Here is a 25,700-nt window from a genome sequence, read left to right on the forward strand (position 1 = left end):
AAGATGAGCGAACCCGGGAGCCTGATCCGAACGCTCTCCGGGCGGCCAGCGGCGCGGAACTACCATTCCTACGTCATCAACGAGGTCGGCCGCGCCATCGTCTCCGGTGACATGCCCGTCGGCTCCAGCCTGCCCGGCGATGCCGAGATGATGGACCGCTTCGGCGTCTCCCGCACCGTCTTGCGCGAGGCGCTGAAGACGCTGGAAGCGAAGGGCCTCGTCGAGGCTCGCGCCAAGGTCGGCACCCGCGTCCTGCCGCAATCGCGCTGGAACCTCTTCGACCGGCAGATCCTCGCCTGGAAACTGGAAAGCGGCCCCTCGCCCGCCTTCCTCGCCTCGTTCCAGATCATCCGCGAAAGCCTGGAGGTTCAGGCCGCGCGGTTGGCCGCCCGGCACCGCGAGGCCGAGCATGTCCGCTTGCTGAACTACTGGCTGAACCAGCGCGCCGTGATGTCCCTCCAGCCCGAGCCCTTTGCTATGGCCGAATTCGAAATCCACCGCGTCGTGGCCGAGGCCTCCGGCAACCCGTTCCTGCGCGCTGCCTCGGCCATCCTTGAATTCGGCGTTGCCGTCAGTGTCCTTGCGCAACTCGGCGACGACCGTTCCGCTCCGCCCGAGGGCCTCGCCGAACCCCGCGCCGCGGCCTATGAGGCCCTGATCCGGGCAATCGAGCGAGGGGACGAAGATACCGCCGCCACCTGTATGGCCGCCCTCACGCGTTAGGCAGGCAGCCCTAACAAATTCCTACTAAAAGCGCGTAACTCATTGACTTCATGTAATTCTGAAACCTGTCCACACGCGGGCACTCGCTTGGGCATCCGGTGGCGTCAAGCCAAGCGGCGGCCGCCGCTCGGGCAAATCGGCACCCCGAACGATCTGCGGGGTCCTTCTAAGGGCTTCTCAGGGGCACAGGACCCGCTTCCAGGGAAAAGACGGGCACAAAGCTCGCCGGGGCGAGCGATCCTTCGATCACGTCGTTTCCGGCAGTGACGGGCGTCACAGTCCAGATGCGCGGTCCAGCGTGGCGGGTGCTCAAGCGGTCTTCCAGTGCGCGGACGGCCATCTCGATGGAGAGCCGCCCCTGAAGCACTGGCGAATCGGTCGGTGCGGCGAGAATCCGGCCGCGGACCACGCCACGGTACACGGCGTGGCTGAGATAGGTCGAGACCACCTCGACCTCGCTTTCAAGACCCCTGGCCCGCAGGATCGGAACGGCCGCCTCGGCCATCGGGCCGCTGCCGACCAGATAGTCGATATCGGGCATCGCATCGAGAACTTCTTCGACCAGAAGGACCTGTTCCTCGGTCCCGGTGTCGCCGAAGCGGGTCATCACGATCTGGGCGGAACTGTCAGCCAAGGCGGCACGGAAACCTGCCTCGACGAAGCTGACCCAGCCCGCGCCCTGCGGGCCGGGGAACCAGGCGACGGTCACGGGCGGGCTGCCCCTGGGATGGCGCTGCGCCAGGAAGCGCCCGGCGGCGGCGCCCATCTCGGTCCAGGGGACGCTGGCTTTGGCGGTGATGCCACTGTCATCGATATCGTTCACCGCGGCGATCACTGGCTTCAGTCGCGCAATCCGCTCCACCTCTGCCGTCAGCCCCGCGTAAGAGACCGTGCCCACGATCACTGCGTCGAATTCTTCGCTGGCACAGCCCTTCAGTTGCTCGATCTGCCGCGCAAGGTTGGGGTAGCCCCCGGCCTCGAACACGTCGAATGCGACACCCAGACGGCGGGCCTCCTCGACCATGCCGTAGTTGACCGACAGCCAGTAGGCGTCCTTCAAGTGAGGGTAAAGCACGCAGAACCGCCAGGGCTTTGCCGCGTGATCCAGCGGCGTGTAGTCGATCGGCACCGCTGGACTCGCATCGTCGAACGGAACAGAGCGCGCTTCGAGCTTCCAGATTTCGGCCGCGGCGCCGCCGGCGAGCCCCAGGGCCAGGATCGCCGACATGAAGGCGATGCGCATCCACTCTCCCCCTTTGCGGATTCGGTGATAGCCTGACCGGCATCCTGTGGCATCCGGGGGAGAGCCTTGCGGAACTTCGGCTACAAGTCGAGTCTCGGCGGACGCCTGCTGATGGCCATCGTGCTGATCGCGGGCTTTCCGGCAGCGACCGGGATTCTGGGCTGGTTCGAGCTGAAGGATGTGGCCGCCAACCAGTCCCGCGTTGTGACCGAGGCGATCCCGGCGATTTCCGAAGTGCGGGGCGTGGCCGAGGAGACGAGCCGCGTGGTCGCGGTCGCGCCCGAACTGGCGGCGGTGACGGAAGAAGCGCAGCGGGCCGAGCGGGCGGCCTTCCTGTTTGACCAGGCGAACGCGCTCAGGGCCCGGCTTCTGCGGCAGGAAGGCCTGCCCGACGATGCGCTGGCCAATGCGCTGGCGGCCGAGGCCGGACTGCGGCAGGCGCTGACCGCCATCGACCGGCTGGTCCGGCAGCGGATCAGCCTGATCGCCCGGCGCGATGTGCAGCTCCAGGATGGCCTTGCCGCCGCCGTCGAGCTGACCGAGATCGCCGACACGCTGGTCGCCAATGCCGAGATGGGGGCCTCGGCCGTGATCTCCAGCCTTTACGGCATGGACGGGACGGATGCGACGGACCCCGAAACGCGGCTGGACACGCTGGACAAGCTGATCGAGGTCGACCTCTTCCAGATGGGGCTGATGTTCGAGCTGCGGTCGCATGCCTCCGAAGTCGGGCTTCTGCTGAACCGGGTGGCAGGAGTGCAGTCGCAGCCCGAGTTGCAATCGCTGCGCGACGAGTTGGAGGCGCGGGTCAAGGTGATCGCCCGGCGGCTCGCATCTGTGCAGGACCCGCGGCGGGCAGAGCGTGTGCGCGTCCTTTTGCGGGTGATCGGAGCAGCACCCGCTTCTCCCCCGGAGACGGCGGCCCTGTTCGAGAACGCGGCCCAGGTGCTGGCCGTGACCGGCCGGATCGCCGAGGCCGAGACCGAATTGCGCGAGGCGGCGCTGGAGCTGGAGTCGGCAGCGGCGGTTCTGGCGGACCGGATCGAGGACAATGCGGTCACGGCGGGCCAGTCGGCGCAGGCTGCCATCCTCGCGACGCAAAGCCTTTACGCCTTTTCGACCATGTTGGCGCTGGTGCTGTCATCGGCGGTGCTGTGGTTCTATGTCCGGGGCAACCTGATCCGGCGGCTGGATGCGCTGTCGGGGCGGATGACCGGTCTGGCCGAGGGCGAACCGGGCGAGGAAATCCGGCGCTCGGGCACCGACGAGATCGCCGGGATGGAGGGAGCGGTCGAAGTCTTCCGCCAGCAGGCCATCGCCAACCGCGAACTGGCGGCCGAGCGCGAGCGGCACCTGGAAGAGCTGCGCCGCCACCGTAGCGAGTTGCAGCAACTGGTGGACGAACAGACCGAGGCCCTGCGGGGCGAGGTGGCGGCGCACGACGCGGCCCGCGACCGGGCCGAGGCGGCCGACCAGGCGAAGTCGGAATTCCTGGCGATGATGAGCCATGAAATCCGCACCCCGATGAACGGTGTCCTGGGCATGTTGCGGAACCTGCCGAAGGACGGCCTGACGCGGGAGCAGGTGGCGCGGCTGGATGCGGCGCTGGCCTCGGGCAAGGGACTGATGGGCCTGCTGAACGGCATCCTCGACTACTCCAAGCTGGAACAGGGCCAGACAGCCGAAGAGATCGTGGATTTCGATCTGGCCGAGGCGCTGGCCGATATCGTGCGGCTGATGGAGCCGATGGCCGAGGAAAAGGGGTTGCGGCTGGTGACGCGCCTGCCCGAAGCGCCGCTGCCGCCCTTGAAAGGCGATATGGGCAAGCTGCGGCAGATCCTGTTCAACCTTGTCTCGAATGCGGTGAAGTTTACCGATCAGGGTGAAGTGCGGATCGCGGTCGCCCTGCTTGGCCCGCCGGATGCCGACCCGCTGCCCCTGCACTTTTCGGTCAGCGACACCGGCCCGGGGATCGCGTCGGCCGCGCTGGAGCGGATCTTCGATGCTTTCCAGCAAGAGGACCCGCAGACCGCGCGGACGCATGGCGGGACGGGCCTGGGCCTGACGATCAGCCGCCGTCTGGCCGAGCTGATGGGGGGCACGCTGAGCGTAGCCAGCCAGCGCGGGCAGGGGGCGACCTTCACGCTGCGGCTGCCTTTTGCCCGTGGCGCGGCTTTGCCTGTGGACGGGTCGCAACCGGTGCCGGACCTGCCACCCCTGTCCGTCCTGGTGGTTGAGGATCACCCGGTCAATCAGGAGGTCGCGTCGGGGTTTCTGGCCGGCCTCGGCCACCGGGCCACGATCGCCGCGACGGGCGAGGCCGCGCTGGACCTGCTGGGCAGCCAGACCTTCGACGCTGTGCTGATGGACGTAAGCCTGCCCGGCATTTCGGGGATCGAGACGACGCGGCGGTTGCGCGGTCTGCCAGGGCTCGCGCATCTGCCGGTGATCGGCGTTTCGGCCCATGCCCAGCCCAGGGATCGCGACGCCTGCCTTGCCGCCGGAATGGATGCCGTCGTCGCCAAGCCCCTGACCCCTGAGGCGCTGGCCGAGACACTGGCGCGGCTTTCCGGCGCCGGGATCGCCCCGGCGGTGCGTGAGACGCTGGCCGATCTTGGTGCTGCGCGGACGCGCGATCTCTTGCGCCTGATGCTCGACCGGCTGAAGCCCGAGGTGCGGGCGCTGGCCGGGGCCTTGCAGGCGGGCAAAACCGCGGAAGTCGACCGCCGCGCGCACCAGTTGAAGGGCGCGGTCGGCAACTTTGCGCTCCCGGACCTGGTGGCGATCCTTGCGGCGCTGACCCGCCGTGACGCCGCGCCGGGACCCGAGGCCGTGGCGCCGCTTCTGGCGGCCGCAGTCTTGGCCGAGCGTGACCTGACCCGCTCGCTTCGGGCGCTGGACGAGGCCGCCATCAGGACAGCGGCGCAGTGAACACGTAGCCCTCTCCGTGCGAGGTGCCGAAGATGCGCGAGACCTTCGGGTCGTCGCCGAACTTCGCCCGCAGCCGTTTCACCATCACATCCACCGTCCGCGTCCCCGTCAGGCTTTGCCGGTGGGTGATGCTGGCCAGCAGCCGGTCGCGCGACAGCACGATCCCGGGGTTCAGCACGAAAGTGCGCAGAAGCTCGTACTCCGCCCGCGTCAGCTGTATCGTCGCCCCGTCCGGCCCGGTCACATGCCTTGCGGCTGTGTCGAAAGTGAAGCCCGCGAAATTCACCATCCGTCGCGACAGCTGCCGCATCGCCGCCGTGCGCCGCAAAAGGTTCTTGACCCGCGCCAGAAGCTCGCGCCGGTTGAAGGGTTTGCAGACGTAATCGTCGGCCCCCAGCTCCAGCCCGACGATCCGGTCCACGTCATCGGTACGACCCGACAGAAGGATGATCCCCACCTCGGAGCGGGCGCGCTGTTCGCGGGTGATCTCCAGCCCGTCCTTGCCGGAGAGGTTGATGTCGACGATCAGAAGATCCGGCGTTTCCTGTCCCAGCACCTTCTCCGCCGCCTCGGCCCCGGCGCAGGCCGTGACGCGATAGCCGAAACCTTCCAGATACCCCCCCAATGCGGTGCGGGTCACCGGGTCATCCTCGATCACGACGATATGGGGGGCAGGGGTCATGCAGCTTCCGAAGAGGGGCGAGGCCTTGTTAACATTTTGTAACAAGATTCTCCAGACCGTTCACAGCAGGGGTCTGACACGTTCACAACCCTTCCCTAACCTTCCCTCTCAGGAAAGCGACCGACTTTCCGGGGAAACTTCCGCGCCGGGCCCGGCGCGCGCAACAGGGATCGAAACACATGCAGAAACTGACTGGATTGCTTCTTGGCGCGGCGACCTTGGCGCTTGCTGCCCCCGTGCTGGCCGAGGATTCCTCGGACCCGATCATCATCCCGACCCACAACTGGTCCAGCCAGATCGTGATGTCCAACGTCGTCGGCCAGATGTTCGAAGGCATGGGCAATTCGGTGGAATATGTCTCGACCGACAGCCAGGCCGTCTACGAGGCGATCCGACTGGGCGACGCCACGCTGGAACTGGAAGTCTGGGAAGGCGCTTTCGGCAAGTCGTTCAATGCCGCGCTGGAAAAGGGCGGGATCGAGGATGTCGCCACCCACCAGGCCATCACGCGCGAGGACTGGTGGTATCCGATGTGGACGAAAGAGGCCTGCCCCGGTCTGCCCGACTGGCAGGCGCTGAACGACTGCGCGGCCAAATTCGCCACGCCGGAGACCGGGGAAAAGGGCCGCTTCCTGGGAGGGCCGGTGGACTGGCTGAAGCACGACGCCGAAAAGGTCGATGCCCTGGGGATGAACTTCACCGTGGTCAACGCCGGTTCGGCGGCAGCACTCTGGGCCGAGATCGCGGCGGCGGAAAAGGACAAGACGCCAATCGTGGTCTTCAACTGGACCCCGAACTTTGCCGAAGCCGTCTGGCCAGGCGAATTCGTCAATTTTCCGGCCTGGGAAGCGGGCTGCGATACCGACCCCGCCAAGGGGCCGATACCCGACAAGACCTTCGACTGCGGCAACCCGGCCAACGGCTACCTGAAGATCGCCGCCTGGGACGGGATGAAGGACAAGTGGCCCAAGGCCTATGCCGCGCTGCAAAAGGTCAACTTCACCAACGCCCAGATCGCCGAGATGGCCAAGCTGGTGGACGTCGACGGTATGGAACCCGAAGACGCGGCCGCCGAATGGATGCAGGCGAACGAGGCGGTCTGGAAGCCTTGGACCGAATGATCTCCGACCTCGCCTTCGGGTGACGGCTGCACCTTGCCACCCGGACCCACCGGGTGGCCCTTTCCATCGGAGTCTGCCCCATGACTGCAAGTGAAGTGGTGATTTCCTGCCGCAACGTCTGGAAGGTGTTCGGGGATTATCCCGACCGGCTGCGCCTGACGCCTGACACGACGATGGACGAGTTGCGCGCCACCAGCCACATCGCCGCCGTCCGCAACGTGTCACTGGACATCCGGCGGGGCGAGATGCTTGTCGTCATGGGGCTCTCCGGGTCCGGCAAGTCGACGCTGGTCCGCTGCCTCGCCCGGCTGCTGGACATCACTTCCGGCACGGTCGAGGTCGAGGGGCGGGACATCGGCAAGCTGACCGAACCCCAGCTGATCGAGCTGCGCCGCAAGAAGATGGGCATGGTGTTCCAAAGCTTCGGCCTTCTGCCCCACCGCACCGCGCTGGAGAACGTGGCCTTCCCGCTGGAAATGCGCGGGCAGGATCGTGCCTCGCGGATCGCACGGGCGCGGGAGGTTCTGGAGCTGGTAGGCCTGAAGGGCCGCGAGGGCTATTTCCCGCGCGAGCTGTCGGGTGGCCAGCAGCAGCGGGTCGGCATCGCCCGCAGCCTGGCGGTGGAACCCGACATCTGGTTCCTGGACGAACCGTTCAGCGCACTCGACCCGCTGATCCGGCGCGAGATGCAGGATGAATTCCTGCGGCTGAAGGGGATGCTCGCCAAGACCATCGTCTTCATCACCCATGACTTCGACGAGGCGCTGCGGCTAGCCGACCGCATCGCGATCATGAAGGACGGCGCGGTCGAGCAGATCGACACACCGGACCGCATCGTCATGGCCCCCGCGACACCCTATGTCGCCAAGTTCACCGAAAGCATCGACCGGGCGCGGGTGATCCACGCGGGCGCCCTGGCCCTGCCGGTGGACGGGCGCCCCGTCGAGGGCGATCCGCTTCCGGCTGGCGAGACACTGCACGCCCTGGCCCGCCGGATCGTCGGCGACAGCCGCGTCCTGATCCCGCTCAGCACCCAGGGCCGGATCTCTGGACTGCTCGACCGCAAGGCCGCGCTCGACCTTCTCCTGGGCCCGGCGACATGATGACGGCGACGCTTCCCCCGCCCCCGCTGCGCCTGGACCAGAAGCGGATCGCGCTGGCCTTCCTGCTTGCCGCTCTTGTGCTGGTGATCTTCCGCCCCGCGCTGCCCGCAGGCCTGATCCGCCTGCCCGAAGGCCTGATCCTGCCCTTCGCCGACTGGATCAACGCCACCTTCGCCTTTGCCCGTGACGAGCTTGGCCTCATGACAGTCACCCGTGCCTTCTCCGACATGGTGGAAGCCTGCCTGGATGTGACCGCGAACCTCCTCTACGGCAAGTCGCGCTGGCCGTATGTCGGCCCGATCCCCTGGGCGGTGATCGCCGCCACCGCCGGGATGGCGGGCTACGCGCTCGGCGGGGCCCGGCTGGCTCTGCTGGCGGGCGGCACCTTCGTCTGGATCGCCGTGATGGGCCAGTGGAAATGGGCGATGGAGACCCTGTCGGTCATCGTCGTCGCCGTGCCCTTCTCGGTCGTCTTCGGGCTGCTGATGGGCACCCTCGCCTGGCGCTCGCGCCTGGCCGAGCGCATCCTGAACCCCATCCTCAACATCGCCCAGTCTCTGCCGCATTTCGCCTACATGATCCCCGTCGTCGTCTTCATCGGTGTGGGTCCGAAAGCGGGGGCGATCGTCACGATCATCTTCTCGGTCCCGCCGATGATCCGGATGACCCTCCTCGGCCTGCGTGGCGTGTCGCCCGAGATCATCGAAAGCGGCAAGATGAGTGGGACGACCCGCCTGCAACTCATGACGCGCGTGCGCCTGCCCGCCGCCCGGACCGAAATCCTGATCGGCGTGAACCAGGTGATCATGCAGAGCCTGGCGATGGTGGTGCTGGCCAGTTTCATCGGGATGCCGGGGCTGGGGCAGAAGCTGCTGCAACTGCTCCAGGCCCTCAAGATCGGCCTTTCGGTGGAAATCGGCATCACCATCGTCCTTCTCGCCATCGTGCTGGACCGGATGTCGAAGGCCTGGGCGGTGAAACAGCCCGAACACGCGACCGGGCCGTGGCTTTACCGTCACCGACTGCTGCTGATTTGGCTTGGCCTTGTCGCCCTTGGCTTCGTGCTGGCCTGGGTCCACCCCTATTTCAGCGAGGTCGGGCGCAAGCAGGCGCTCAGCATGGCCGAGCCGGTCGACGCGGCCGTCGGGGTTCTGATCGAGATGATTTCACCCGTCACCGACTGGCTGCGCTGGTTCCTGATCACCTGGGTCCTGATCCCCTTGCGCGATGCCTTCCTGTGGCTTCCCACGACCGCCGTGCTGCTGGCGCTGGCCGGGATCGGCTGGCGGGTTGGCGGCCTGCGCTCCGCTCTGGTCTGCCTGGCCTTCGCGCTGCCCATCGCACTCTCGGGTTGGTGGGACCGGGCGATGATCACCGTCTACACCGTCTTCGTCAGCGTCGCGCTGGCCCTGATCCTGGGGGTTCCGCTGGGCCTTCTGGGCGCCGTGAACGAAGCCCGCTCCCGCCGCTTCCTCCTGGTGTGCGACACCTTCCAGACTTTCCCCAGCTTCATCTACCTGATCCCGGTGATCATGCTCTTCGGGGTGAACGATGTCGCCGTGATCGCCGCCGTGGTGGTCTTCGCCACCGTCCCGATCGTGCGATACACCATCGAGGGCCTGCGCGGCATTCCACCCGAGATCGTGGAATCGGCGCAGATGTCCGGCGCCAGCCCCATGCAGCTTTTGCGTCATGTGAAACTGCCGCTCGCCGTGCCGACCCTGGTCGTCGGCGCGAACCAGTCGATCATGTTCTCGCTGTTCATGGTGATCATCGCCGCCTTCATCGGCACGCAGGACCTTGGCCAGGAAATGCAGCGCGCGCTCTCCTCGACCGATGTCGGCAAGGGACTCGTCCTTGGCTTCGCGGTGGCGTTCATGGGATTGCTGGCGGACCACCTGCTCCTCAAATGGGCGCATGGCAGAGGAGTGGCACTCCGCTCGAGCTAACCTTGCAGGACTTCTGGCGTCGAGTGTGCGTGTTCCTGGGAAAGCGGCTCCTTCGCTGCCGTCGCAGGGTCGACCAGCACGACTCCGCCGTCAGTGTCGTAAAGCGGATCGGCGGGTTCAATGCCGGGATGATCGTCAGGCCAAAATCCAGCGCATCTGGGAACTTCGTGACGGAATATGCCCGCCTTCTGAACGAACGGATCAAGGCATTCAGTGGGTTCGCAACAGACGCGATGTCCGGTTACCATCTGCGACGACAGCATCACGTTGCCGTCGCCGATGGCGAGCTTGCGGAGGGCGCGCCCGGTCTCTGATCCAGCTCACGCAGGCCCTCAGGACCGACGCATCCCTTCGCGGAATGCGCGATCAAGGAATGCAGCGCTTTTCCGGAGGTAAGCCTCGACGTTCCGCCGCCGGAACACGCCGTGGCCCTCATCGGCAAACAGCATCATTTCATGCGGGATGGCCGCCGCCGTCAACTCACGCACTGCCGTGTGGGTGTTCTCCGGTCCAACGTTGGAATCTGCGAGGCCATGCACGATCATCACATGCCCCCGGATGCGGTCGATGAAGCGCCCCGGCGAGGCATTGGCATATTTCTCGGGAAACTCCTCCGGCGTGCCCCCCATCATCTCCTCGCTGTAGGCGCGACCATGGGGCATTTCGGTCGCATGGTAGTCGATGTCCAGCCGATACATGCCGCACATCGGAATGGCAGCGGTCACGAGGTCGGCGTGGCGGGTGATCGCGAACCAGCTGGAGAAGCCGCCGTAGGAATTGCCCGCCACCGCCACAGGGCCGGGGATGCCGGCGGCAAGCGCTGCCTCCAGCCCGGCGCGGATGTCGGCCTGTTCGCGCCCGCCCCAGCCGTCCTCCTTTACCGCCTCGCGGTGGGCGTAGCCGAAACCCGTCGAACCTCGATAGTTGGGGTCGAGGACGGCATAGCCCTGCGCGACCCAGAACTGGATCTTGGGGTTCACCCAATCCTCGGAATGCCAGGTCGGCCCGCCGTGGACGTAGCCGATCAAGCCATTTGCCTGGCCCTCGGGCCGGTAGAGCCAGCCCTGCATCGGGCGCCCATCCGGGGCGGTCCAGCGGAAATCCTGCGGGGCGACGTGGCGGCGCGCGGGTTCCGGAGCAGCGCGGAAGATCACGCGGCAGGTGCCGTCTGCCGCTACGGCTACAAGGTCATGCGGGGCGTCGGCGTCATAGGCCTCGGCCAGCCAGCCGCCATCGGGGAGCGCGGCATGGGGCAGAAGGCTGCGGCGGCCTGACTGGTTGGGGAGCGGGCGGATGCCGGTCGGGCCAACCAGCGCGGCGCGGGTTTGGCTTTGCTGGTGATGGATGCAGACGAAGTCGCCTGCGGTTCCGGCAAGGACGGAATGTGGGTAAAGTTCCGGTTCGCCAGCCAGCCATTGCACCACGCCGGTAGACAGGGTCAGCACGCCCAGCCGATCGCTCCCCTCGTGGTCACAGGCAAAGCCGATACGGTCGTCGTCCAGCCAGCTGGCGAGGACGTTGTTCTTCTCACCCAGGTCCAGCACCTTCCGGGCCGTGCCCCCCTCTACCGGCACGACCCAGAGCTGATACCCGCCCGGCGTCCGGTCGCTGCGGTGCCAGAGAAGGCGGGTTCCATCAGGAGAGAGCAGCGGCCCCACATAGAAATGCGGCGGGCTGTCCGCCTGCGCCAGGCAGGTGCGCGCGCCGGTGGCGAGGTCCTGCCTCCAGAGCCAGGCGCCCGCCGTCACCTGACCGGCGGCGTAGTTGTAGTCCGCCAGGAAGAAGACCGCCGTCTGGTCTGCCGAGAAGACCCCGCCATAGACGTAATGCGTGTCCTGCGTGGGGGTGAACTGCGTCAGCGTGCCGGTTTCCCGGTCGAGCAGCAGAAGGTGGTCATGCTCGTTCGCGTTCAACGATTGCGCCAGAAGCAGGCGCCTGCCATCGGGGGTGACGTCGCGGATGAGGTAGTGATCTTGCCCGTCGGTCAGCATCCGGGCCGGCGCCGATCCGTCCAGTGGGGCACACCAGACGTTTTCGGTCTCGGTCAGGCCCGCCATGCACCAGAAGACCCAGGCCCCGTCGGCGCTGGCGTGGATGTTCGAAAGCTGGGGCAGGGCAGCCCAGAGCGCGGCAAGGTCGGTCATGGCGTCTCGATGAAGTGGCAGGCCGCAAGGCGCCCGGGGCCGACCTCGCGCAGGTCGGGGCGGGTGGTGCGGCAGAGATCGGTGGCCCTGGGGCACCGGCTGACGAAGACGCAACCGGGCGGGGGCGAGAGGACAGACGGCAGTTCGCCAACAAGCGCCGTGCCGACGCGGCCCTTCTCGCGCCGCGGGTCGGGTTCGGGGACAGCCTGCATCAGGGCCTGGCTGTAGGGGTGCAGTGGCCGGGCGTAGAAGGCGGAGCGGGGCGCATGTTCGACGACGCGGCCCAGGCACATCACCATCACGTCATGGCTGATGTGGCGCACCACGGCGAGATTGTGCGAGATGAACACCAGCGCGAGGCCCATCTTCTGTTGCAAATCCATCAGCAGGTTGATCACCTGCGCCTGGATCGAGACATCCAGCGCCGAGACGGGTTCGTCGCAGATGATCAGCTTCGGCCGCCCGACCAGCGCGCGCGCAATGCCCACCCGCTGCGCCTGCCCGCCCGACAGTTCGTGCGGATAGCGGTCGGCGAAATCGGCGGAGAGGCCGACTTGTTGCAGCGCCTCGACCGCGCGGGCCCGGGCTTCGGCGCGGGTGAGGCCCGGCTCGAAGGTCGCCAGCGGCCGACTGACGATCTTCGCCAGCGTCATCCGGGGGTCGAGCGCGGCAACCGGATCCTGGAAGATGATCTGCATTTCGGACCGGCGGCGGCGCAGGTCGGGGATCGTGGCCATGTCCTGGCCTTGCCAGAAGACCGTCCCCCCGGTTGGTGCGATCAGCCGCAGGAGGGCGCGGCCCAGGGTGGACTTGCCGCAGCCGGATTCGCCTACGATGCCGAGGGTGCGGCCCGACTCCAGCGTGAAGGAGACGTCATGGACGATAGGCAAGAGGCGCGGGCCGGAGAAGAGACCGGACCCCGGCACCCTGTAGCCCACGCCGACATTGCGTGCCTCCAGCAGCGTCATGACACCCCCGTCAGGTGGCAGGCCGCGCGGCGTCCGGGGCCGAAGGCTGTCAGATCACGCAGGGGCGGCCGGTCGGTCGCGCAGCGCGGCAGCCGCACCTCGCAGCGGTCGACGAAAGGGCAGCCGGTCACCGCCCCGCCCGAGCGCGGCGTGCCGGGGATGGTGCCCAGCCTTGGGGTGAGGGCGGTTTCCAGGCGGGGCATCGCGGCCAGAAGGCCCCGCGTATAGGGATGAGCGGGGGCGTCGAACAGCACCTCTGCCGGGGCTTCCTCCATCACCCGCCCGCCGTAGAGGACGACAACCCGGTCGCAAAGCCGCGCCACCACGCCAAGGTCGTGGGTCACAAGGATGATCGCCGTCCCCGTCTCGCGTCCCAGTTCCGCCATCAGGTCCAGCACCTGCGCCTGGATCGTCACGTCCAGCGCAGTCGTTGGTTCGTCGGCCAGCAGAAGGCGCGGCTTGGCCAGCAAGGCCATGGCGATCATGACCCGCTGGCGCATGCCGCCGGAAAACTCGTGCGGAAAGCGCCGGGCGCGGGCCGCGGCGTCCGGGATGCGGACGCGATCGAGCATCCGCACCGCCTCGGCCCGCGCCTGCGTCCCGGCCATGCCCTTGTGGACGATCAGCCCCTCGGCCAGCTGATCGCCCACGCGCATGTAGGGGTTGAGGCTGGTCATCGGATCCTGGAAGATCATCGACAACGCATCGCCCCGCACCCGGTCGAGGTCGCCGGGGGGGAGCGCCAGCAGGTTCTGGCCCTGGAACGAAACCTGCCCCGAGGCCCGCCCGTTCGCGGCCAGAAGCCCCATCATCGCGTAGAGTATCTGGCTTTTTCCCGACCCGCTTTCACCGACGATGCCCAGCACCTCCCCCGGCGAGAGGTCCAGGCTGACGCCATCGACTGCTACCGTTTCCCCCTGCGGCAAGCGGAAGCGGACGGTGAGGTCCCTTATGGAAAGGAGGCTATCTGTCATTGGGATTGAAGGCGTCGCGAAGCCCGTCGGCGATGAAGTTGAGGCAGAGGAGCACCGTGGCGAGCAGGCCACCGGGCAAGAGGAGAAGGCGGAGGTCGGTGTCCATGGCCGCCGTGCCGGTCTGGATCAGGTTGCCCCAGCTCGCCTGCGGTTCCTTGATGCCGATGCCGAGGAAGGACAGGAACGACTCCGACAGGATCACCTCGGGCACCAGCAGCGAGCCGTAGACAATGACGATGGACATGCAGTTCGGCACGATGTGCTGCAAGACGATGGCCGGTCCGGTCATTCCCCCGGCCCGCGCTGCCTGGACGAATTCCCTCTGCGCGAGCGACTGCGCCTGCGCCCGCACGATCACGGCGGGGGTGAGCCAGAGCGTGAAGACGATGGCCGCGAAGAGGGCGATGTTGCCGCCGCCGAAAAGGAGGCTGAGCAGGATCACCAGGATCACGTAGGGAAAGCCGTAGAGGATTTCCACAACACGCATCATGAGGCCGTCGGCGCGACCCCCGACATATCCCGCGGCCGCCCCGTAGAGAACCCCGATCACCCCGGCCACCAGCGCTCCGAGGAAGCCGATGGTCAGCGACACCTGCCCGCCTTCCAGCACCCGCACCAGCAGGTCGCGGCCGAAATCGTCGGTGCCGAAGAGGTGCGGCCAGCTGAAGGTGGCCGGGGCGGAGATGAAGTCGAAATCCGCGTCCTCGCCGGTGAAGGGAAAGGCCAGTGGCCCGAGGAAGCACAGCGCCACAATCGCGGCCAGCACCACCACCGAGGCCATGGAAAGACCGTTCTGCCGGAAGCGTCGAAGCTGCAACGCGAAGGTCGAGATGCCGCGCGGCGGGGCGAGGTCAACGCTCATTGCGGATTCTCGGGTCGAGGACCGCCCGGATCACATCCGTCGCGATGTTGAACAGGATGAGGATGCCGCCGTAAAGCAGCGTGATCCCCATGACCAGCGGGTAGTCGCGGTTCAGCGCCGCATCGACGAAATGCCGTCCGATACCCGGCACTGCGAAGATCGTCTCGATCAGGATCGACCCGGTGATGATCGCCGCCGTTGCCGGGCCAAGATAGGCGATCACCGGCAGAAGCGCTCCGGTCAGGGTGTGGCGCCACAGCACGCGCCGCCAGCCGATGCCCTTCGCCCTGGCGGTGCGGATGTAGTTTTCTCGCTGCGTCTCGATCATCGAGGTGCGGGTCAGCCGACTGATGTAAGCGATGTTGGGCAGGGCCAGCACGACCACCGGCAGGATCAGCGAGTGCCAGCCGTTGTTGATGCCGCCCACCGGCAGCCAGTCCAGCCGCAGCGCGAAGGTCGCCTGAAGAAGGGGACCGATCACGAAGATCGGGATCGCGATACCGACCACCCCCACGATCCCGGCCAGGTAGTCGGTGGCCGAGTTGCGCCGGAGCGCCCCGGCCAGGCCCAGGGCCACGCCCACCATCGCCGCGACGACCACCGCCCAGAAGCCGATGGTCAGCGAATAGGGCAAGCCGCTCGCGATCAGGTCGTTCACCGAATAGTCGCGGTGCCGGGTGGAGGGGCCGAGATCAAGGCGCAGCACGCCCCAGACGAAGCGACCGAACTGCTGCCAGATCGGCTCGTCCAGATGGAATGCGGCTTCGATATTGGCCTGGACCTCGGGGCTGATCTTGCGGTTGCGCGAGAAGGGGCCGCCGGGGGCCAGACGCATGACGAAGAAGGTCAGCGTGACCAGCGCCGCCAGCGTCAGACCCCCGTGCCACAGACGTTTCCCGATGAAGCGCAGCATCCCCGGCTGGTTCCCGCCTCTACTCCAGGGTCATCCACTGGCTGTTGTTGTAGCCGGCTGCCGAGGTTCCGAAGCCCTTGACGTTCGGCTTGACGAGGTGCCGGTAGGGCTCGATCGAGATCGGCGCGAAGATCGTGTCGTCAAGCAGGATCTTCTCTGCCTTGGCCAGTTCGATGTAGCGGCTGGCCTTGTCGGGCTTCTCGGCCGCCACGTCCATCGCCGCATCGTATTCGGGTTTCTCCCAGCCATAGCCGGGCTCGGCCGAGGGACGCATGTAGGACAGGAAGGTCTCCGGCCCGGCGAAATCACCCACCAGGTTGTCGGCAAAGATCGACCAGTCGTCAGTGTAGAAGAGGTCGAGCCAGGCTTTGCGTTCCATCGAATTCACCTCGACCTCGGCCCCCAGCACCTTCTTCCACATCAACGCTGCACCTTGCGCGCGACGCATGTTGACTTCGGCCACCGTGGTTGCGATCGACAGCTTCAGTGGGTTGTCAGGCCCGTACCCCGCCTTGGCATAAAGCTCTTTCGCCAGCGCCTCACGATCGGCCTGGCTCATCGCGGCCTCGGCGATGTCGGGGCCATGGTATTCGGGGTCGAACCCGCCGGCGTAGTTCAGTTTCGGCGTCGCCCCGCCCTTGACGATCTTGTTTTCCAGGACATCGCGATCCAGCGCGAGCGAAAGGGCACGGCGCAGGTCGATATTCTGAAGGTCGGGGTTCGACAGGTTGAAGCTGTAGTAGATCAGGTAGGTCGAAGGGAAGACGCGCACCTCGTCCGGCGTTTCGGCTTTCAGGCGTTCCATGTCGGCCAGCGGAATGTCGTAGGTGATGTCCAGCTCACCCGCCTGATAGCGCTTGAGTTCGGTGCCCACGTCCTCGGTCACGTGATACTTCACGAAGGGGATATTCACATTGGCCGCGTCCCAGTAGTTCGGATTCCTCTCCAGAAGCACGTGGCTTTGCGGCACGACTTCCTTGATGATGTAGGCCCCGTTCGACACCACCTTCGCGGGGTCGATGAAAACACCCGCGCCGTTGGCTTCGAAGCTGGGCGTGTGCAGGGGTGCCATCTGGAACGATCCCATCAGGTCCAGGATATGCGGGGCGGGGGTTTCCATCTCGACCACCACGGTCCGTTCATCCGGTGCGGTCACGCCCAGGACGGACGGGTCCTTGGTTTCGCCATTCGCCAGCGCCGCGGCGCCCTTTACCTTGATGGTGGAGTAGAAGTAGTAACCCTTCTCCGAAACCGTATCGGGGTTCAGGGTCCGCAGCACGTTGTTGACGAAGTCCTGTGCCACCAGCGGGTCGCCGTTCGACCATTTCAGCCCGTCGCGCAGGTGGAACGTATAGGTCTTGCCGTCCGCGCTTGCCTCCCAGCTTTCGGCGGCGCCGGGAATGATCTTGCCGTCGGGGTCGAAGGTGATCAGCCCCTCGTAGGCGTCGGCGAGAATCCAGCCCGCCGCCGAGTCGAAATTCACCTGCGGGTCGAGCGAGGACCATTCCGACCCAACACCCCGATCCAGCGTGTCATCGGCCAGTGCCGGGCCCGTCGCCAGTGAAAGCGCCACAGCCGCGCCAGCCAGCCACCGCGCCACCTTGCCTGCCTTTCCGATCATCTGCGTCACTCCCTGCTTCGTTATGGTTCAGTTGGACAAAAGGTCGCCCTGTCGCCGGATTTCGAGGCCCGCCACGTGGCAGAGACCTTGCCCCTTCAGGCAACTGGTCCACAGCTCTTGCCGGAAGAGGAGGCCCGTGGTCGGGGCCGGGATATCCACCCGCCGCCGGGCGGCCGCATCGGTTACATGGCCCAGAACCTGGCCTTCGATGACGCGGTCGCCGGGCTGGGTCACCCAGCTGACGATGCCACCCATGGGCGCCATGAACTCCACGGCACCTGCCAGCGGCATCTCTTCCGCCGGCCCGTAGCCGGGTGCCGGGCCGTGGGTCAACGCGCCGACCCCGGCGAGGAAGGCCATCAGCCCCTCGGCATCGCCGGATGCGGTCGCGTCCGACACGTCGTTCTGGCCGCGATATTCCAGCGTGGTCGAGAAGCATGGCGACGGGACCCTGTCGCCGAACCGTGCCTGCAGCGCCCTCCAGGGGGCAGTATGCGCTTCGTCGAAGGCGTTCCCGCCCGAATTGTCCTCGATCAGCGCCAGCACCGATCCGGTGCAGCGGCCCAGAAGATCGGTGATCTCGGGCCGCGCGGTCGAGGCGTAGAGATGCATCACCGCCCGGTGATCGCAGTGCAGGTCAAGCACGATGTCGGCGTCGTGGGTGGCCTCCATCAGCCTGATGCGCAACTCGTCGACCTCGGTTTCGATTTTCATCCCCGCCAGAGCCTTGCCGAACGCCGCGCGGACGGTGGCGACATTCGCCGCCGGATCCGGCCCCAGCTGCCCTTCCAGGCCGTCGCCGGCCAATGCAGCGAGGTCGGGATAGCCGCGGTTGAAGTTGTGCGCCCCCTCCAGGTCACGCCGCCCGACCGGCTTGTGCAGCAGCCATTCCGACAACCCGATGGGGTTCGCCAGCGGGACCACCACTACATGCCCGGCGATGCGGCCCTCGGCCTCGGCTTCGTCCAGCAGCTGCATCAGGTGATAAAGCGCCAGCGGACCCGGCATCTCGTCAGCGTGCAGCCCGCCTTGCAGATAGACCTTCGGCCTGTCGCCGTCCTGCCCCCAGTGATGCCGGGTCAGGGTCCGTGTGGTGCCTGGACTTGGCCCGCTCAGGGGCACGGTCTCGGTTCTCATGCACACCTCTGGCCGGGCGGGGCCATTTGATCAAACCTTGCTCTTCGTGCCGGCCCGGAGTCAACCCTTCCATGGCCCCAGATGATCGACATCAGAGGTGGTCCCTCGGGATTTCCTCACGCCATTCCTGGCGGGCGATCTCGACCCCGTTCTCGTGAATCACCGTTTCCGCCCAAATGCGAAAGGCCTTTTCATCGCAGGTCATCTGACTGCGGCTGTCATGGGTGAAAACCCCGTCCGCGCGGCTCTGAATCACGCGATAGCTGGTTTCCATCGCCGCGCTCAGCGGATCGCCCTCGGTGATCTCATAGCGCACATGGCCGTCGCTCGCCTGCCGGATACCGATGTCGGGGAATTCGTGATCATAGCACCAGCGCGGGAAATCCACGATGACGCGACCCGACAGAAGGTCCCGCGTCACCCGGCGCGGACGGGCCGGCGCGACCGGATGCGCCACCACCGGGCTTTGCGGCGCCAGTTCAGGAGGATCGAAGGCGCGCATCCCGGCATCCTCGAGGCGCAGGGGCCGTCGGGGCAACACAAGCTCGGTCGCACCAAGATCGACGGTCAGCGTCGCCAGTTCGGGCGAGGGCCAGGCAACCGGCCAATAGACCGAAGACAGCGACAGCCCAATCCGGTGTCCTGCCGGGAAAGCATGGGCGATGTCGTCAAGTTCCACGACCACGTCCACCGATGCACCCGGGATCAGTGCCTGCGGCCGGTCGTGCCCCGCGTGATGCGTCAGGTTCAGCATCCCCAACGTCACCCGGGTCGAGGACCCGTCCGGCGCCAGGTCGTTCAGCCGCACCGCCACCAGTGCCAGGGGCTTGTTCGACGCCACCCGCAGCTGCAGCCGGGGCGCTCCCAGGATTTCCACCCGCTCGTCCAGCGGCGCAGTCGTCCAGGTCAGCGAACCGCCATCATCCTCGCGCTGGTCGGTCGGCCAGTCGGCGTCGGCGCCATAGCGGCCGATCTCTCCGGCGGCTGCTCCCACCCAGAGAGGCGAGCATATCCGCGCCTCACCCGGTTGGGGCCTGTCGCGCAAGCCGCGATCCGCCGGGTAAAGCCGCCAGTCACGGATGCGCGCGCTCGGCCAACTGTCTTCGCCTACCCAGCGCCCGGCGCGTTCCGAATAGCAGGTTCGTGGTGGCACGCTTTCCTGCATCCAGACCCGCAGCGCCGGTTCCTGCATGATCCCGGTCTCGCGCCCCTTCATCCAGTGGTCGCACCAGCGCAGGACCTCTTGCAGCCAGCCGATCGCCGGGCCGACCGTGACATCCATCGGGAAGGAGTGCGCCCAAGGGCCGATCAGGCCGCGGCAGCGCTCAGGTCCAAGGCCTGCCAGCAGCCGGGGCACAGCTTCCGAATAATTGTCCGCCCAGCCCGAAACCGCATAGACCGGCACCTTGATCGCGCTTAAGTCCTCGCAGACCGAGCCCTGTCGCCAATAGTCGTCGCGCCGCTGGTGTTGCATCCAGATCAGCCCCCAGGGCCGGTTCGCCTCGATCCGCCGCAACCAGAGGTCACGCCACGCCGCCCCGTGCAGCGCCGGGTCGGGTGGCAGGTCCATGCCTGCTACCATGGTGCCCGACCAGTCCAGGTTGTCCTTCGACAGGCAACCGCCGATGTAGTGCACATCCGTCGCATAGCGGTCGTCGGTGAAGCCCACCGCGATGATCGTCTTCAGCGCCGGAGGCTGCCGCGCCGCGATCTGCAAGCCGTTGAAGCCGCCCCAGCTGATGCCGATCATCGCGACCTGCCCGTCGCACCAGTCCTGCGACGCGATCCAGGCAATCAGGTCGCAGCCGTCCTGTTGCTCGATCTCCGAATATTCGTCATGCAGCAAGCCTTCACTTTCGCCGCAGCCCCTGATGTCGACACGCAGGCAGGCATAGCCATGCCCCGCCAGATACAGATGCATTCCCTGGTCGCGCCCGCGCGTGCCGTCGTGCTTGCGGTAGGGCAGGTATTCCAGGATCGCCGGATGCCGCCCCTCGGCCGGGCGCCACAGCTTTGCCGCCAGCCGGGTGCCGTCCGGCAGCGGAATCCAGAGGTTCTCGACCACCTCGACCCGGTTTGGGAACTGGCTGCGGACAAGCACCATCAAACCCCCTTCGATCTGATTCCCGCCACCTTACTATACTATCGTTCAATAAAGCGAAGGAAAATCTTGAACCTGACCAAACCGATCCGAGTCGATCTCCGTGCCCAGTCATGTCGGGAAGGTCGCGGGTCAGATGAGACGCTCGGCGAGGTCGGCTGCGCGCAGGCAAGCCCGGGACGCTTCAAGGTCAGCGCGCTGATGCGACACTTGATCATGTCGAACGGGAGGTAGGTCAGCGACCGTCGGCGAGAGTGCCAGAATCGGTGCAGGCGCGCATCGCTGCCGGGCCTTTCAACGCGCATCAAAGGCGGCGGTTGCCTACACCGGACCGGGGCCGCACGGGTCCTTCCCTCCGACGCCTGGCCACATCCCGGGGTCGCCAGGGGCCTTGCTCAAGTTGCGCCGGGGGCGGGAGCGGGATTCAGTACCACATATCGGCCATCGACTCCTTGCGACGGGCCATGAAGGCAAGCAGCGCTTCGTCAGTGCCCTGGTCCAGCGCTGGGGCCTCGTAGTCGCGCAGGATCTTCTTCCAGCGGGCGTTGGCGCGCTGGGCATAGTCGATGCCGCCCTGTTCGTCCCAGGTTTCCCAGGGCTGGTTGTCGTCGAGCGCGGAATCCCAGTAGGCGGTCTCGTAATGCCGCAGCGTGTGCTGAGTGGAAAAGAGGTGCTGACCCGGCCCAAGCTCGTTCAGCGCCTCGAAGGCGAGCGTGTCCTCGTTCACCGCCATGCCGTCCAGATAAGAGTGGAGCGCACCGCAGATGTCAGTGTCCATCACCACCTTCTCGTAGGACATGGACAGAAGGCCGTCCAGGAACCCGGCAGAATGCAGGACGTAGTTCGCCCCGCCCTGCACGGCGGACATCATCGACATCATGCTTTGCCACATCGCCTGCCCGTCCGGCAGTTTCGACGTGCTGAAGTTCCCGGCACAGCGCAGGGGCATGTTCAACCGGCGGGCAAGCTGGCCCATCGCAAGCGAGCCGATGGCCGGTTCCGGCATGCCGAAGGTGGGTGAGCCGGTCTTGAGCGACATCGACGAGAAGAACGAGGCCAGGATCGTCGGCGCGCCGGGCCGGGTCAGCTGCGCGATGGCACAGGAAGCCATGCTCTCTGCCAGGCCCTGCGCCACCATCCCGGCGGTGGTCAGCGGGGCCACAGCGCCGCCCAGCAGGAAGGGCAGGTGGATCGAGCCCTGGTTCGCTGCAGCATAGGTGCGGATACCCGCAGCCGTCACCCCGTCGATCACCATGGGAGAGGTGGTGTTGAAGTTGCCCATCACCACGCAGTTCTGGTCGGTGAACGCTTCGCCGAACAGGATGCGCGCCATTTCCACGCTGTCGGCGGCCCTTTCGGCAGCGGTGATCGAGCCCAGGAAGGCGCGGTCGGAATAGCGGATGTGGGAATAGACCATGTCGAGGTGGCGCTTGTTCACCGGGACGTCCGTCGGCTCGCAGACCGTGCCGCCGGAATGGTGCAGCCAGGGCGAGGATTGCGCAAGCTTCACGAAGTTGCGGAAGTCCTCGATCGTGCCGTAGCGGCGGCCGCGGTCGAGGTCCATGACGAAAGGGCTACCGTAGGATGGCGCAAAGACGACGTTGTTGCCGCCGATCTGCACATTGTTGGCTGCGTTGCGGGCGTGCTGGGTGAAGACGGGCGGAGCGGTCTTCAGGATTTCGCGCAGCATTCCGGGCGGGAATTTCACCCGCCAGATGCCGTCGGTCTGCGGCGTCACCTCGGCCCCGGCGGTCTTGTAGAGCAGCATCGTCGGATGATCGTCGCGCAACTCGATGCCGATCTCGGCAAGAAGGCGGTCGGCAGTGGCTTCGATGGCGACCAGGCTTTCCTCGGACAGGATGTCATAGGTCGGGATGCCGCGCACGATATAGGGCCGATGGGTGCCCGCCTCCACGCCGACGCGGGCATCACGCAGCTTCTGCCGCCCGCCGCGCTGCCGTTTCGGTTCGGGAAGATCGCCGTCCGCCATGATTCCGCCTTTCGATAAGTCATCGGCAGGGTAAACCTGTCACCGGGCGGTGTGACGCTGGAAAAGTTTCATGGACTTGATAAGCTGCCTTTATGGAAACCCTGCGCAGCCTGCTTCCCTCGATCAACAGCCTTGTCGTGTTCGAGGCCGCGGGGCGGCTTGGCAGTTTCACGAGTGCTGCGCGCGAGTTGCGGATGACTCAGGCGGCGGTGTCCTATGCGGTGCATCGGCTGGAAGAGCATCTGGGCACGGCGCTGTTCCTGCGCGAGCATCGCCGGGTGCGGCTCAGCGAGGCGGGCGCGCGGTTCCACGCCGATGTCTCCATCGGGTTGCAGCATATCCAGCGATCGGCGCAGGACTTGCGGGCGGTGGCGGCGGGGGGGCATGTGACGCTGTCCTGCTCCACCGCCTTCGCCGCCTTCTGGATGGTGCCGCGCATGGCGCAGCTGCGGGCGGACCTGCCCGAGATCGACCTGCGCATTCAGACCGCGGACCGCGACCTGGACCTGGTGGGCGAGGGCATTCCGCTGGCGATCCGGGGGGGCGACCCCGGCGACTGGCCGCAGTATCAGGCGGCACCGCTTGCGGCCGAGGAAATCTATCCTGTCTGCGGGGCGGGCTATCTTGCGGGCCGCGACCTGCCCCGGATGGCGGCAGAACTGCTGGAGCACCAGCTGATCCATCTGGAGGAGCCCCACCGCTCGGCCGCGACCTGGCGCGACTGGTTCGCTTCGGCCGGAATCGAAGGGCGGCGGGTGCCGAAGGGCTTGCAGATCAACGATTATGTGCTCGTGGTGCAGTCGGTGATCGCGGGGCAGGGGATTGCGCTTGGCTGGCGGCATCTGGTCGAGGGGCTGGTGGATCAGGGCGTGCTGGTACGGCTTTCCGACCATGCGCTGACCACCGGCTTGCAGTTCCATGTGATCTGGCCGCGCGCGGCCACCCTGTCGCGCGCGGCGCTGGAAGTGCGAGACTGGCTTCTGGCCCAGCCCCGCGACTGAGTCTGGCGGGAAGGAGAACGGCCCGGTGACCAGGCCGTTCCGTCAGGTGTCGCGAGATCAGGCCCGCAGGTCGAAGCGGTCGGCTTCCATCACCTTGGTCCAGGCCGCCACGAAGTCGCGCACGAACTTCTCGCGGTTGTCGTCCTGGGCATAGACCTCTGCATAGGCCCGCAGGATCGAGTTCGACCCGAACACGAGGTCCGCGCGCGTCGCCGTCCACTTCACCGCGCCGGTCTTGCGGTCGGTCAGCTCGTAGTCGTTCGACCCCTTCGGCACCCATTTCAGGGCCATGTCGGTGAGCCCGGTGAAGAAATCGGTTGTCAGCGCGCCGACGCGGTCGGTGAACTGGCCATGCTTCGTTCCACCGTGGTTGGTGCCGATCACCCGCATGCCGCCGATCAAGCAGGTCATCTCGGGTGCGGTCAGGCCCATCAGCTGCGCCCGGTCGAGCAGCAACTCCTCGGCAGAGACCGCGTAGTCCTGCTTCAGCCAGTTGCGGAAACCATCGGCAAGTGGCTCCAGCACGCTGAAGCTGTCGGCGTCGGTCTCGGCGTCCGTCGCGTCGCCGCGGCCCGGATGGAAGGGTACCGCCACCTCGAACCCTGCCGCCTTCGCCGCCTGTTCCACGCCGACATTCCCCGCCAGCACGATCACATCAGCGACCGAAGCCCCGGCCTCGCGCGCGATCGGTTCCAGCACCGACAGCACGCGGGCGAGGCGAGCGGGCTCGTTACCTTCCCAGTCCTTCTGCGGGGCCAGACGGATGCGCGCCCCGTTCGCGCCGCCCCGGTTGTCCGAGCCGCGGAAGGTGCGGGCCGAATCCCAGGCGGTGCTGACCATGTCGCTGACGGACAAGCCGGAGGCGGCGATCTTCGCCTTCACCGCCGCCACGTCCCAGGCGGTAGAGCTTTCGTGGACCGGATCCTGCCAGACCAGATCCTCCTGCGGCACCCAGGGTCCAAGGTAGCGGTCCTTCGGCCCCATGTCGCGGTGGGTCAGCTTGAACCAGGCCCGGGCGAAGCAGTCGCTGAAATAGGCGTGGTCGTCGCGGAAGCGCTCGGCGATCTTGCGGTATTCCGGATCGAAGCGCATCGCCATGTCGGCGTCGGTCATCATCGGCATCCGGCGGATCGACGGGTCTTCCACATCGACCGGCATGTCTTCCTCACTGATGCCGATCGGCTGCCATTGCCAGGCCCCGGCGGGGGATTTCGCCAGCCACCAGTCGTATTTGAAGAGCAGGTCGAAATAGCCGTTGTCCCATTTCGTCGGATGCGTCGTCCAGGCACCTTCCAGGCCCGAGGTCACGGTGTCGCGGCCCACGGAGCGGGTGGAGTTGATCATCCAGCCGAGGCCGCCTTCCTCGATCCCCGCACCTTCCGGCTCGGCGCCGACCAAGGCGGCATTGCCGTTGCCATGCGCCTTGCCGACGGTGTGGCCGCCTGCGGTCAGCGCGACGGTCTCCTCGTCATTCATCGCCATGCGGGCGAAGGTCTCGCGCACGTCGCGCGCGGTCTTCGTCGGGTCGGGCTGGCCGTCGACGCCCTGCGGGTTCACGTAGATCAGGCCCATGACCACGGCGGCGAGCGGATTTTCCAGCGACTTGCGGTCGTCCTTGGTCGGATAGCGGCTGTCGGTCAGCCATTCCCTCTCGGATCCCCAGTAGGTGTCCTTCTCGGGTGCCCAGATGTCTTCACGCCCGAAGCCGAAGCCGAAGGTTTTCAGACCCATGCTTTCGTAGGCGATGGTTCCGGCCAGTGCCATCAAGTCGGCCCAGGACAGGCGGTTGCCGTATTTCTTCTTGATCGGCCACAGCAACCGCCGCGCCTTGTCGAGGTTGGCGTTGTCGGGCCAGCTGTTCAGCGGTGCGAATCTGTGGTTGCCGGTGCCCGCGCCGCCCCGGCCGTCGGCCATGCGGTAGGTCCCGGCGGCGTGCCAGGACATGCGGATGAAGAGCCCGCCGTAATGGCCCCAGTCGGCGGGCCACCAATCCTGACTGTCGGTCATCAGCGCGATAAGGTCGCGCTTCAGGCCTTCGAAGTCCAGCTTCTTCACTTCCTCGCGGTAGTTGAAGCCGGTCAGCGGATTCACCTTGCTGTCATGCTGGTGCAGGATGTCGAGGTTCAGCGACTTCGGCCACCAGTCCATCACCGTGGTCCCTGTCTCGGTGATCGCGCCGTGCATCACCGGGCACTTGCCCGTGCGTCCCGTGTCATTCCCGTCCATCTTGCTCTCCT

General features: G+C 66.6%; 19 protein-coding genes. 7 read left to right on the forward strand and 12 right to left on the reverse strand.

The genetic code is table 11. The features are described from left to right. The first annotated feature begins 3 nt into the window (after window positions 1-3). Window positions 4-723 carry a FadR/GntR family transcriptional regulator gene (locus JNJ68_RS10310; RefSeq protein ID WP_294982130.1) on the forward strand — a complete coding sequence of 240 codons (720 nt, stop codon included), beginning with the start codon at window positions 4-6 and terminating at the stop codon, window positions 721-723. A 166-nt stretch (window positions 724-889) separates the two neighbouring features. On the opposite strand, the gene torT is transcribed toward JNJ68_RS10310, so the two are convergent. Beyond that, window positions 890-1,966, reverse strand: a complete 1,077-nt coding sequence (gene torT / locus JNJ68_RS10315; RefSeq protein WP_294982132.1) for a TMAO reductase system periplasmic protein TorT — start codon at window positions 1,964-1,966, stop codon at window positions 890-892. Window positions 1,967-2,032: 66 nt separating this feature from the next. Here torT and JNJ68_RS10320 point away from each other — a divergent pair, with 66 nt between their 5' ends. After that, a complete protein-coding gene (locus JNJ68_RS10320) occupies window positions 2,033-4,897 on the forward strand; it encodes an ATP-binding protein (RefSeq protein ID WP_294982133.1) in 2,865 nt (954 codons plus the stop codon). On the opposite strand, the gene JNJ68_RS10325 is transcribed toward JNJ68_RS10320, so the two are convergent. Next, complete coding sequence (locus tag JNJ68_RS10325; RefSeq protein ID WP_294982134.1) at window positions 4,878-5,579, reverse strand: response regulator; 702 nt, start codon at window positions 5,577-5,579, stop codon at window positions 4,878-4,880. The genes JNJ68_RS10320 and JNJ68_RS10325 overlap by 20 nt on opposite strands. Before the next feature lie 179 nt (window positions 5,580-5,758). On the opposite strand from JNJ68_RS10325, the gene JNJ68_RS10330 reads away from it, so the two are divergent. From JNJ68_RS10330 to JNJ68_RS10345, 4 genes are all read left to right on the forward strand, one after another. Next, window positions 5,759-6,700: an ABC transporter substrate-binding protein gene (locus JNJ68_RS10330; RefSeq protein WP_294982135.1), complete on the forward strand. Its 942-nt coding sequence runs from the start codon at window positions 5,759-5,761 to the stop codon at window positions 6,698-6,700. Between the two features lie 80 nt (window positions 6,701-6,780). Beyond that, window positions 6,781-7,803 carry an ATP-binding cassette domain-containing protein gene (locus JNJ68_RS10335; RefSeq protein ID WP_294982137.1) on the forward strand — a complete coding sequence of 341 codons (1,023 nt, stop codon included), beginning with the start codon at window positions 6,781-6,783 and terminating at the stop codon, window positions 7,801-7,803. Then, window positions 7,803-9,752: an ABC transporter permease subunit gene (locus tag JNJ68_RS10340; RefSeq protein WP_294982139.1), complete on the forward strand. Its 1,950-nt coding sequence runs from the start codon at window positions 7,803-7,805 to the stop codon at window positions 9,750-9,752. The genes JNJ68_RS10335 and JNJ68_RS10340 overlap by 1 nt, the downstream gene beginning before the upstream one ends. 2 nt (window positions 9,753-9,754) lie before the next feature. Further along, window positions 9,755-10,066 (forward strand): hypothetical protein, encoded by a 312-nt coding sequence (locus tag JNJ68_RS10345; RefSeq protein ID WP_294982141.1) that lies wholly within the window; start codon window positions 9,755-9,757, stop codon window positions 10,064-10,066. Window positions 10,067-10,084: 18 nt separating this feature from the next. On the opposite strand, the gene JNJ68_RS10350 is transcribed toward JNJ68_RS10345, so the two are convergent. The 9 genes from JNJ68_RS10350 to JNJ68_RS10390 form a co-directional block, all read right to left on the reverse strand. After that, window positions 10,085-11,896: a prolyl oligopeptidase family serine peptidase gene (locus tag JNJ68_RS10350; protein ID WP_294982143.1), complete on the reverse strand. Its 1,812-nt coding sequence runs from the start codon at window positions 11,894-11,896 to the stop codon at window positions 10,085-10,087. Then, complete coding sequence (locus JNJ68_RS10355; RefSeq protein ID WP_294982145.1) at window positions 11,893-12,864, reverse strand: oligopeptide/dipeptide ABC transporter ATP-binding protein; 972 nt, start codon at window positions 12,862-12,864, stop codon at window positions 11,893-11,895. Before JNJ68_RS10355 ends, JNJ68_RS10350 begins: the two co-directional genes overlap by 4 nt. Continuing rightward, window positions 12,861-13,838 (reverse strand): ABC transporter ATP-binding protein, encoded by a 978-nt coding sequence (locus JNJ68_RS10360; RefSeq protein WP_294982147.1) that lies wholly within the window; start codon window positions 13,836-13,838, stop codon window positions 12,861-12,863. The genes JNJ68_RS10355 and JNJ68_RS10360 overlap by 4 nt, the downstream gene beginning before the upstream one ends. Then, on the reverse strand, window positions 13,828-14,700 hold the full coding sequence (locus tag JNJ68_RS10365) for an ABC transporter permease subunit (RefSeq protein ID WP_294982149.1): 873 nt from the start codon (window positions 14,698-14,700) through the stop codon (window positions 13,828-13,830). The genes JNJ68_RS10360 and JNJ68_RS10365 overlap by 11 nt, the downstream gene beginning before the upstream one ends. Continuing rightward, complete coding sequence (locus tag JNJ68_RS10370) at window positions 14,690-15,613, reverse strand: ABC transporter permease subunit (protein ID WP_294982151.1); 924 nt, start codon at window positions 15,611-15,613, stop codon at window positions 14,690-14,692. The genes JNJ68_RS10365 and JNJ68_RS10370 overlap by 11 nt, the downstream gene beginning before the upstream one ends. Before the next feature lie 19 nt (window positions 15,614-15,632). Then, window positions 15,633-17,234 (reverse strand): peptide ABC transporter substrate-binding protein, encoded by a 1,602-nt coding sequence (locus JNJ68_RS10375; RefSeq protein WP_294982153.1) that lies wholly within the window; start codon window positions 17,232-17,234, stop codon window positions 15,633-15,635. A 27-nt stretch (window positions 17,235-17,261) separates the two neighbouring features. Next, the gene (locus JNJ68_RS10380; RefSeq protein WP_294982155.1) at window positions 17,262-18,371 is read right to left on the reverse strand and encodes a succinylglutamate desuccinylase/aspartoacylase family protein; all 1,110 of its coding nucleotides are present in this window, start codon (window positions 18,369-18,371) and stop codon (window positions 17,262-17,264) included. Window positions 18,372-18,462: 91 nt separating this feature from the next. Next, on the reverse strand, window positions 18,463-20,475 hold the full coding sequence (locus tag JNJ68_RS10385; RefSeq protein WP_294982158.1) for a CocE/NonD family hydrolase: 2,013 nt from the start codon (window positions 20,473-20,475) through the stop codon (window positions 18,463-18,465). A gap of 421 nt (window positions 20,476-20,896) precedes the next feature. Continuing rightward, window positions 20,897-22,462: a trimethylamine methyltransferase family protein gene (locus tag JNJ68_RS10390; RefSeq protein WP_294982160.1), complete on the reverse strand. Its 1,566-nt coding sequence runs from the start codon at window positions 22,460-22,462 to the stop codon at window positions 20,897-20,899. Between the two features lie 92 nt (window positions 22,463-22,554). Here JNJ68_RS10390 and JNJ68_RS10395 point away from each other — a divergent pair, with 92 nt between their 5' ends. Continuing rightward, the gene (locus JNJ68_RS10395; protein ID WP_294982161.1) at window positions 22,555-23,463 is read left to right on the forward strand and encodes a LysR substrate-binding domain-containing protein; all 909 of its coding nucleotides are present in this window, start codon (window positions 22,555-22,557) and stop codon (window positions 23,461-23,463) included. Between the two features lie 57 nt (window positions 23,464-23,520). On the opposite strand, the gene katG is transcribed toward JNJ68_RS10395, so the two are convergent. Further along, on the reverse strand, window positions 23,521-25,689 hold the full coding sequence (gene katG / locus JNJ68_RS10400) for a catalase/peroxidase HPI (RefSeq protein WP_294982163.1): 2,169 nt from the start codon (window positions 25,687-25,689) through the stop codon (window positions 23,521-23,523). Window positions 25,690-25,700 lie beyond the last annotated feature (11 nt).

Origin of the sequence: Tabrizicola sp. (genome assembly GCF_016793705.1) — a bacterium.
Taxonomy (GTDB): domain Bacteria; phylum Pseudomonadota; class Alphaproteobacteria; order Rhodobacterales; family Rhodobacteraceae; genus Tabrizicola.

Coding starts and splice junctions, on each gene's coding strand:
- JNJ68_RS10395 (WP_294982161.1), top strand. CDS start 22,555: ATGGAAACCCTGCGCAGCCTGCTTCCCTCGATCAACAGCCTTGTCGTG.
- JNJ68_RS10385 (WP_294982158.1), bottom strand. CDS start 20,475: ATGGTGCTTGTCCGCAGCCAGTTCCCAAACCGGGTCGAGGTGGTCGAG.
- JNJ68_RS10310 (WP_294982130.1), top strand. CDS start 4: ATGAGCGAACCCGGGAGCCTGATCCGAACGCTCTCCGGGCGGCCAGCG.
- JNJ68_RS10335 (WP_294982137.1), top strand. CDS start 6,781: ATGACTGCAAGTGAAGTGGTGATTTCCTGCCGCAACGTCTGGAAGGTG.
- JNJ68_RS10375 (WP_294982153.1), bottom strand. CDS start 17,234: ATGATCGGAAAGGCAGGCAAGGTGGCGCGGTGGCTGGCTGGCGCGGCT.
- JNJ68_RS10330 (WP_294982135.1), top strand. CDS start 5,759: ATGCAGAAACTGACTGGATTGCTTCTTGGCGCGGCGACCTTGGCGCTT.
- JNJ68_RS10365 (WP_294982149.1), bottom strand. CDS start 14,700: ATGAGCGTTGACCTCGCCCCGCCGCGCGGCATCTCGACCTTCGCGTTG.
- torT (WP_294982132.1), bottom strand. CDS start 1,966: ATGCGCATCGCCTTCATGTCGGCGATCCTGGCCCTGGGGCTCGCCGGC.
- JNJ68_RS10360 (WP_294982147.1), bottom strand. CDS start 13,838: ATGACAGATAGCCTCCTTTCCATAAGGGACCTCACCGTCCGCTTCCGC.
- JNJ68_RS10325 (WP_294982134.1), bottom strand. CDS start 5,579: ATGACCCCTGCCCCCCATATCGTCGTGATCGAGGATGACCCGGTGACC.
- JNJ68_RS10370 (WP_294982151.1), bottom strand. CDS start 15,613: ATGCTGCGCTTCATCGGGAAACGTCTGTGGCACGGGGGTCTGACGCTG.
- katG (WP_294982163.1), bottom strand. CDS start 25,689: ATGGACGGGAATGACACGGGACGCACGGGCAAGTGCCCGGTGATGCAC.
- JNJ68_RS10355 (WP_294982145.1), bottom strand. CDS start 12,864: ATGACGCTGCTGGAGGCACGCAATGTCGGCGTGGGCTACAGGGTGCCG.
- JNJ68_RS10390 (WP_294982160.1), bottom strand. CDS start 22,462: ATGGCGGACGGCGATCTTCCCGAACCGAAACGGCAGCGCGGCGGGCGG.
- JNJ68_RS10350 (WP_294982143.1), bottom strand. CDS start 11,896: ATGACCGACCTTGCCGCGCTCTGGGCTGCCCTGCCCCAGCTTTCGAAC.
- JNJ68_RS10380 (WP_294982155.1), bottom strand. CDS start 18,371: ATGAGAACCGAGACCGTGCCCCTGAGCGGGCCAAGTCCAGGCACCACA.
- JNJ68_RS10340 (WP_294982139.1), top strand. CDS start 7,803: ATGACGGCGACGCTTCCCCCGCCCCCGCTGCGCCTGGACCAGAAGCGG.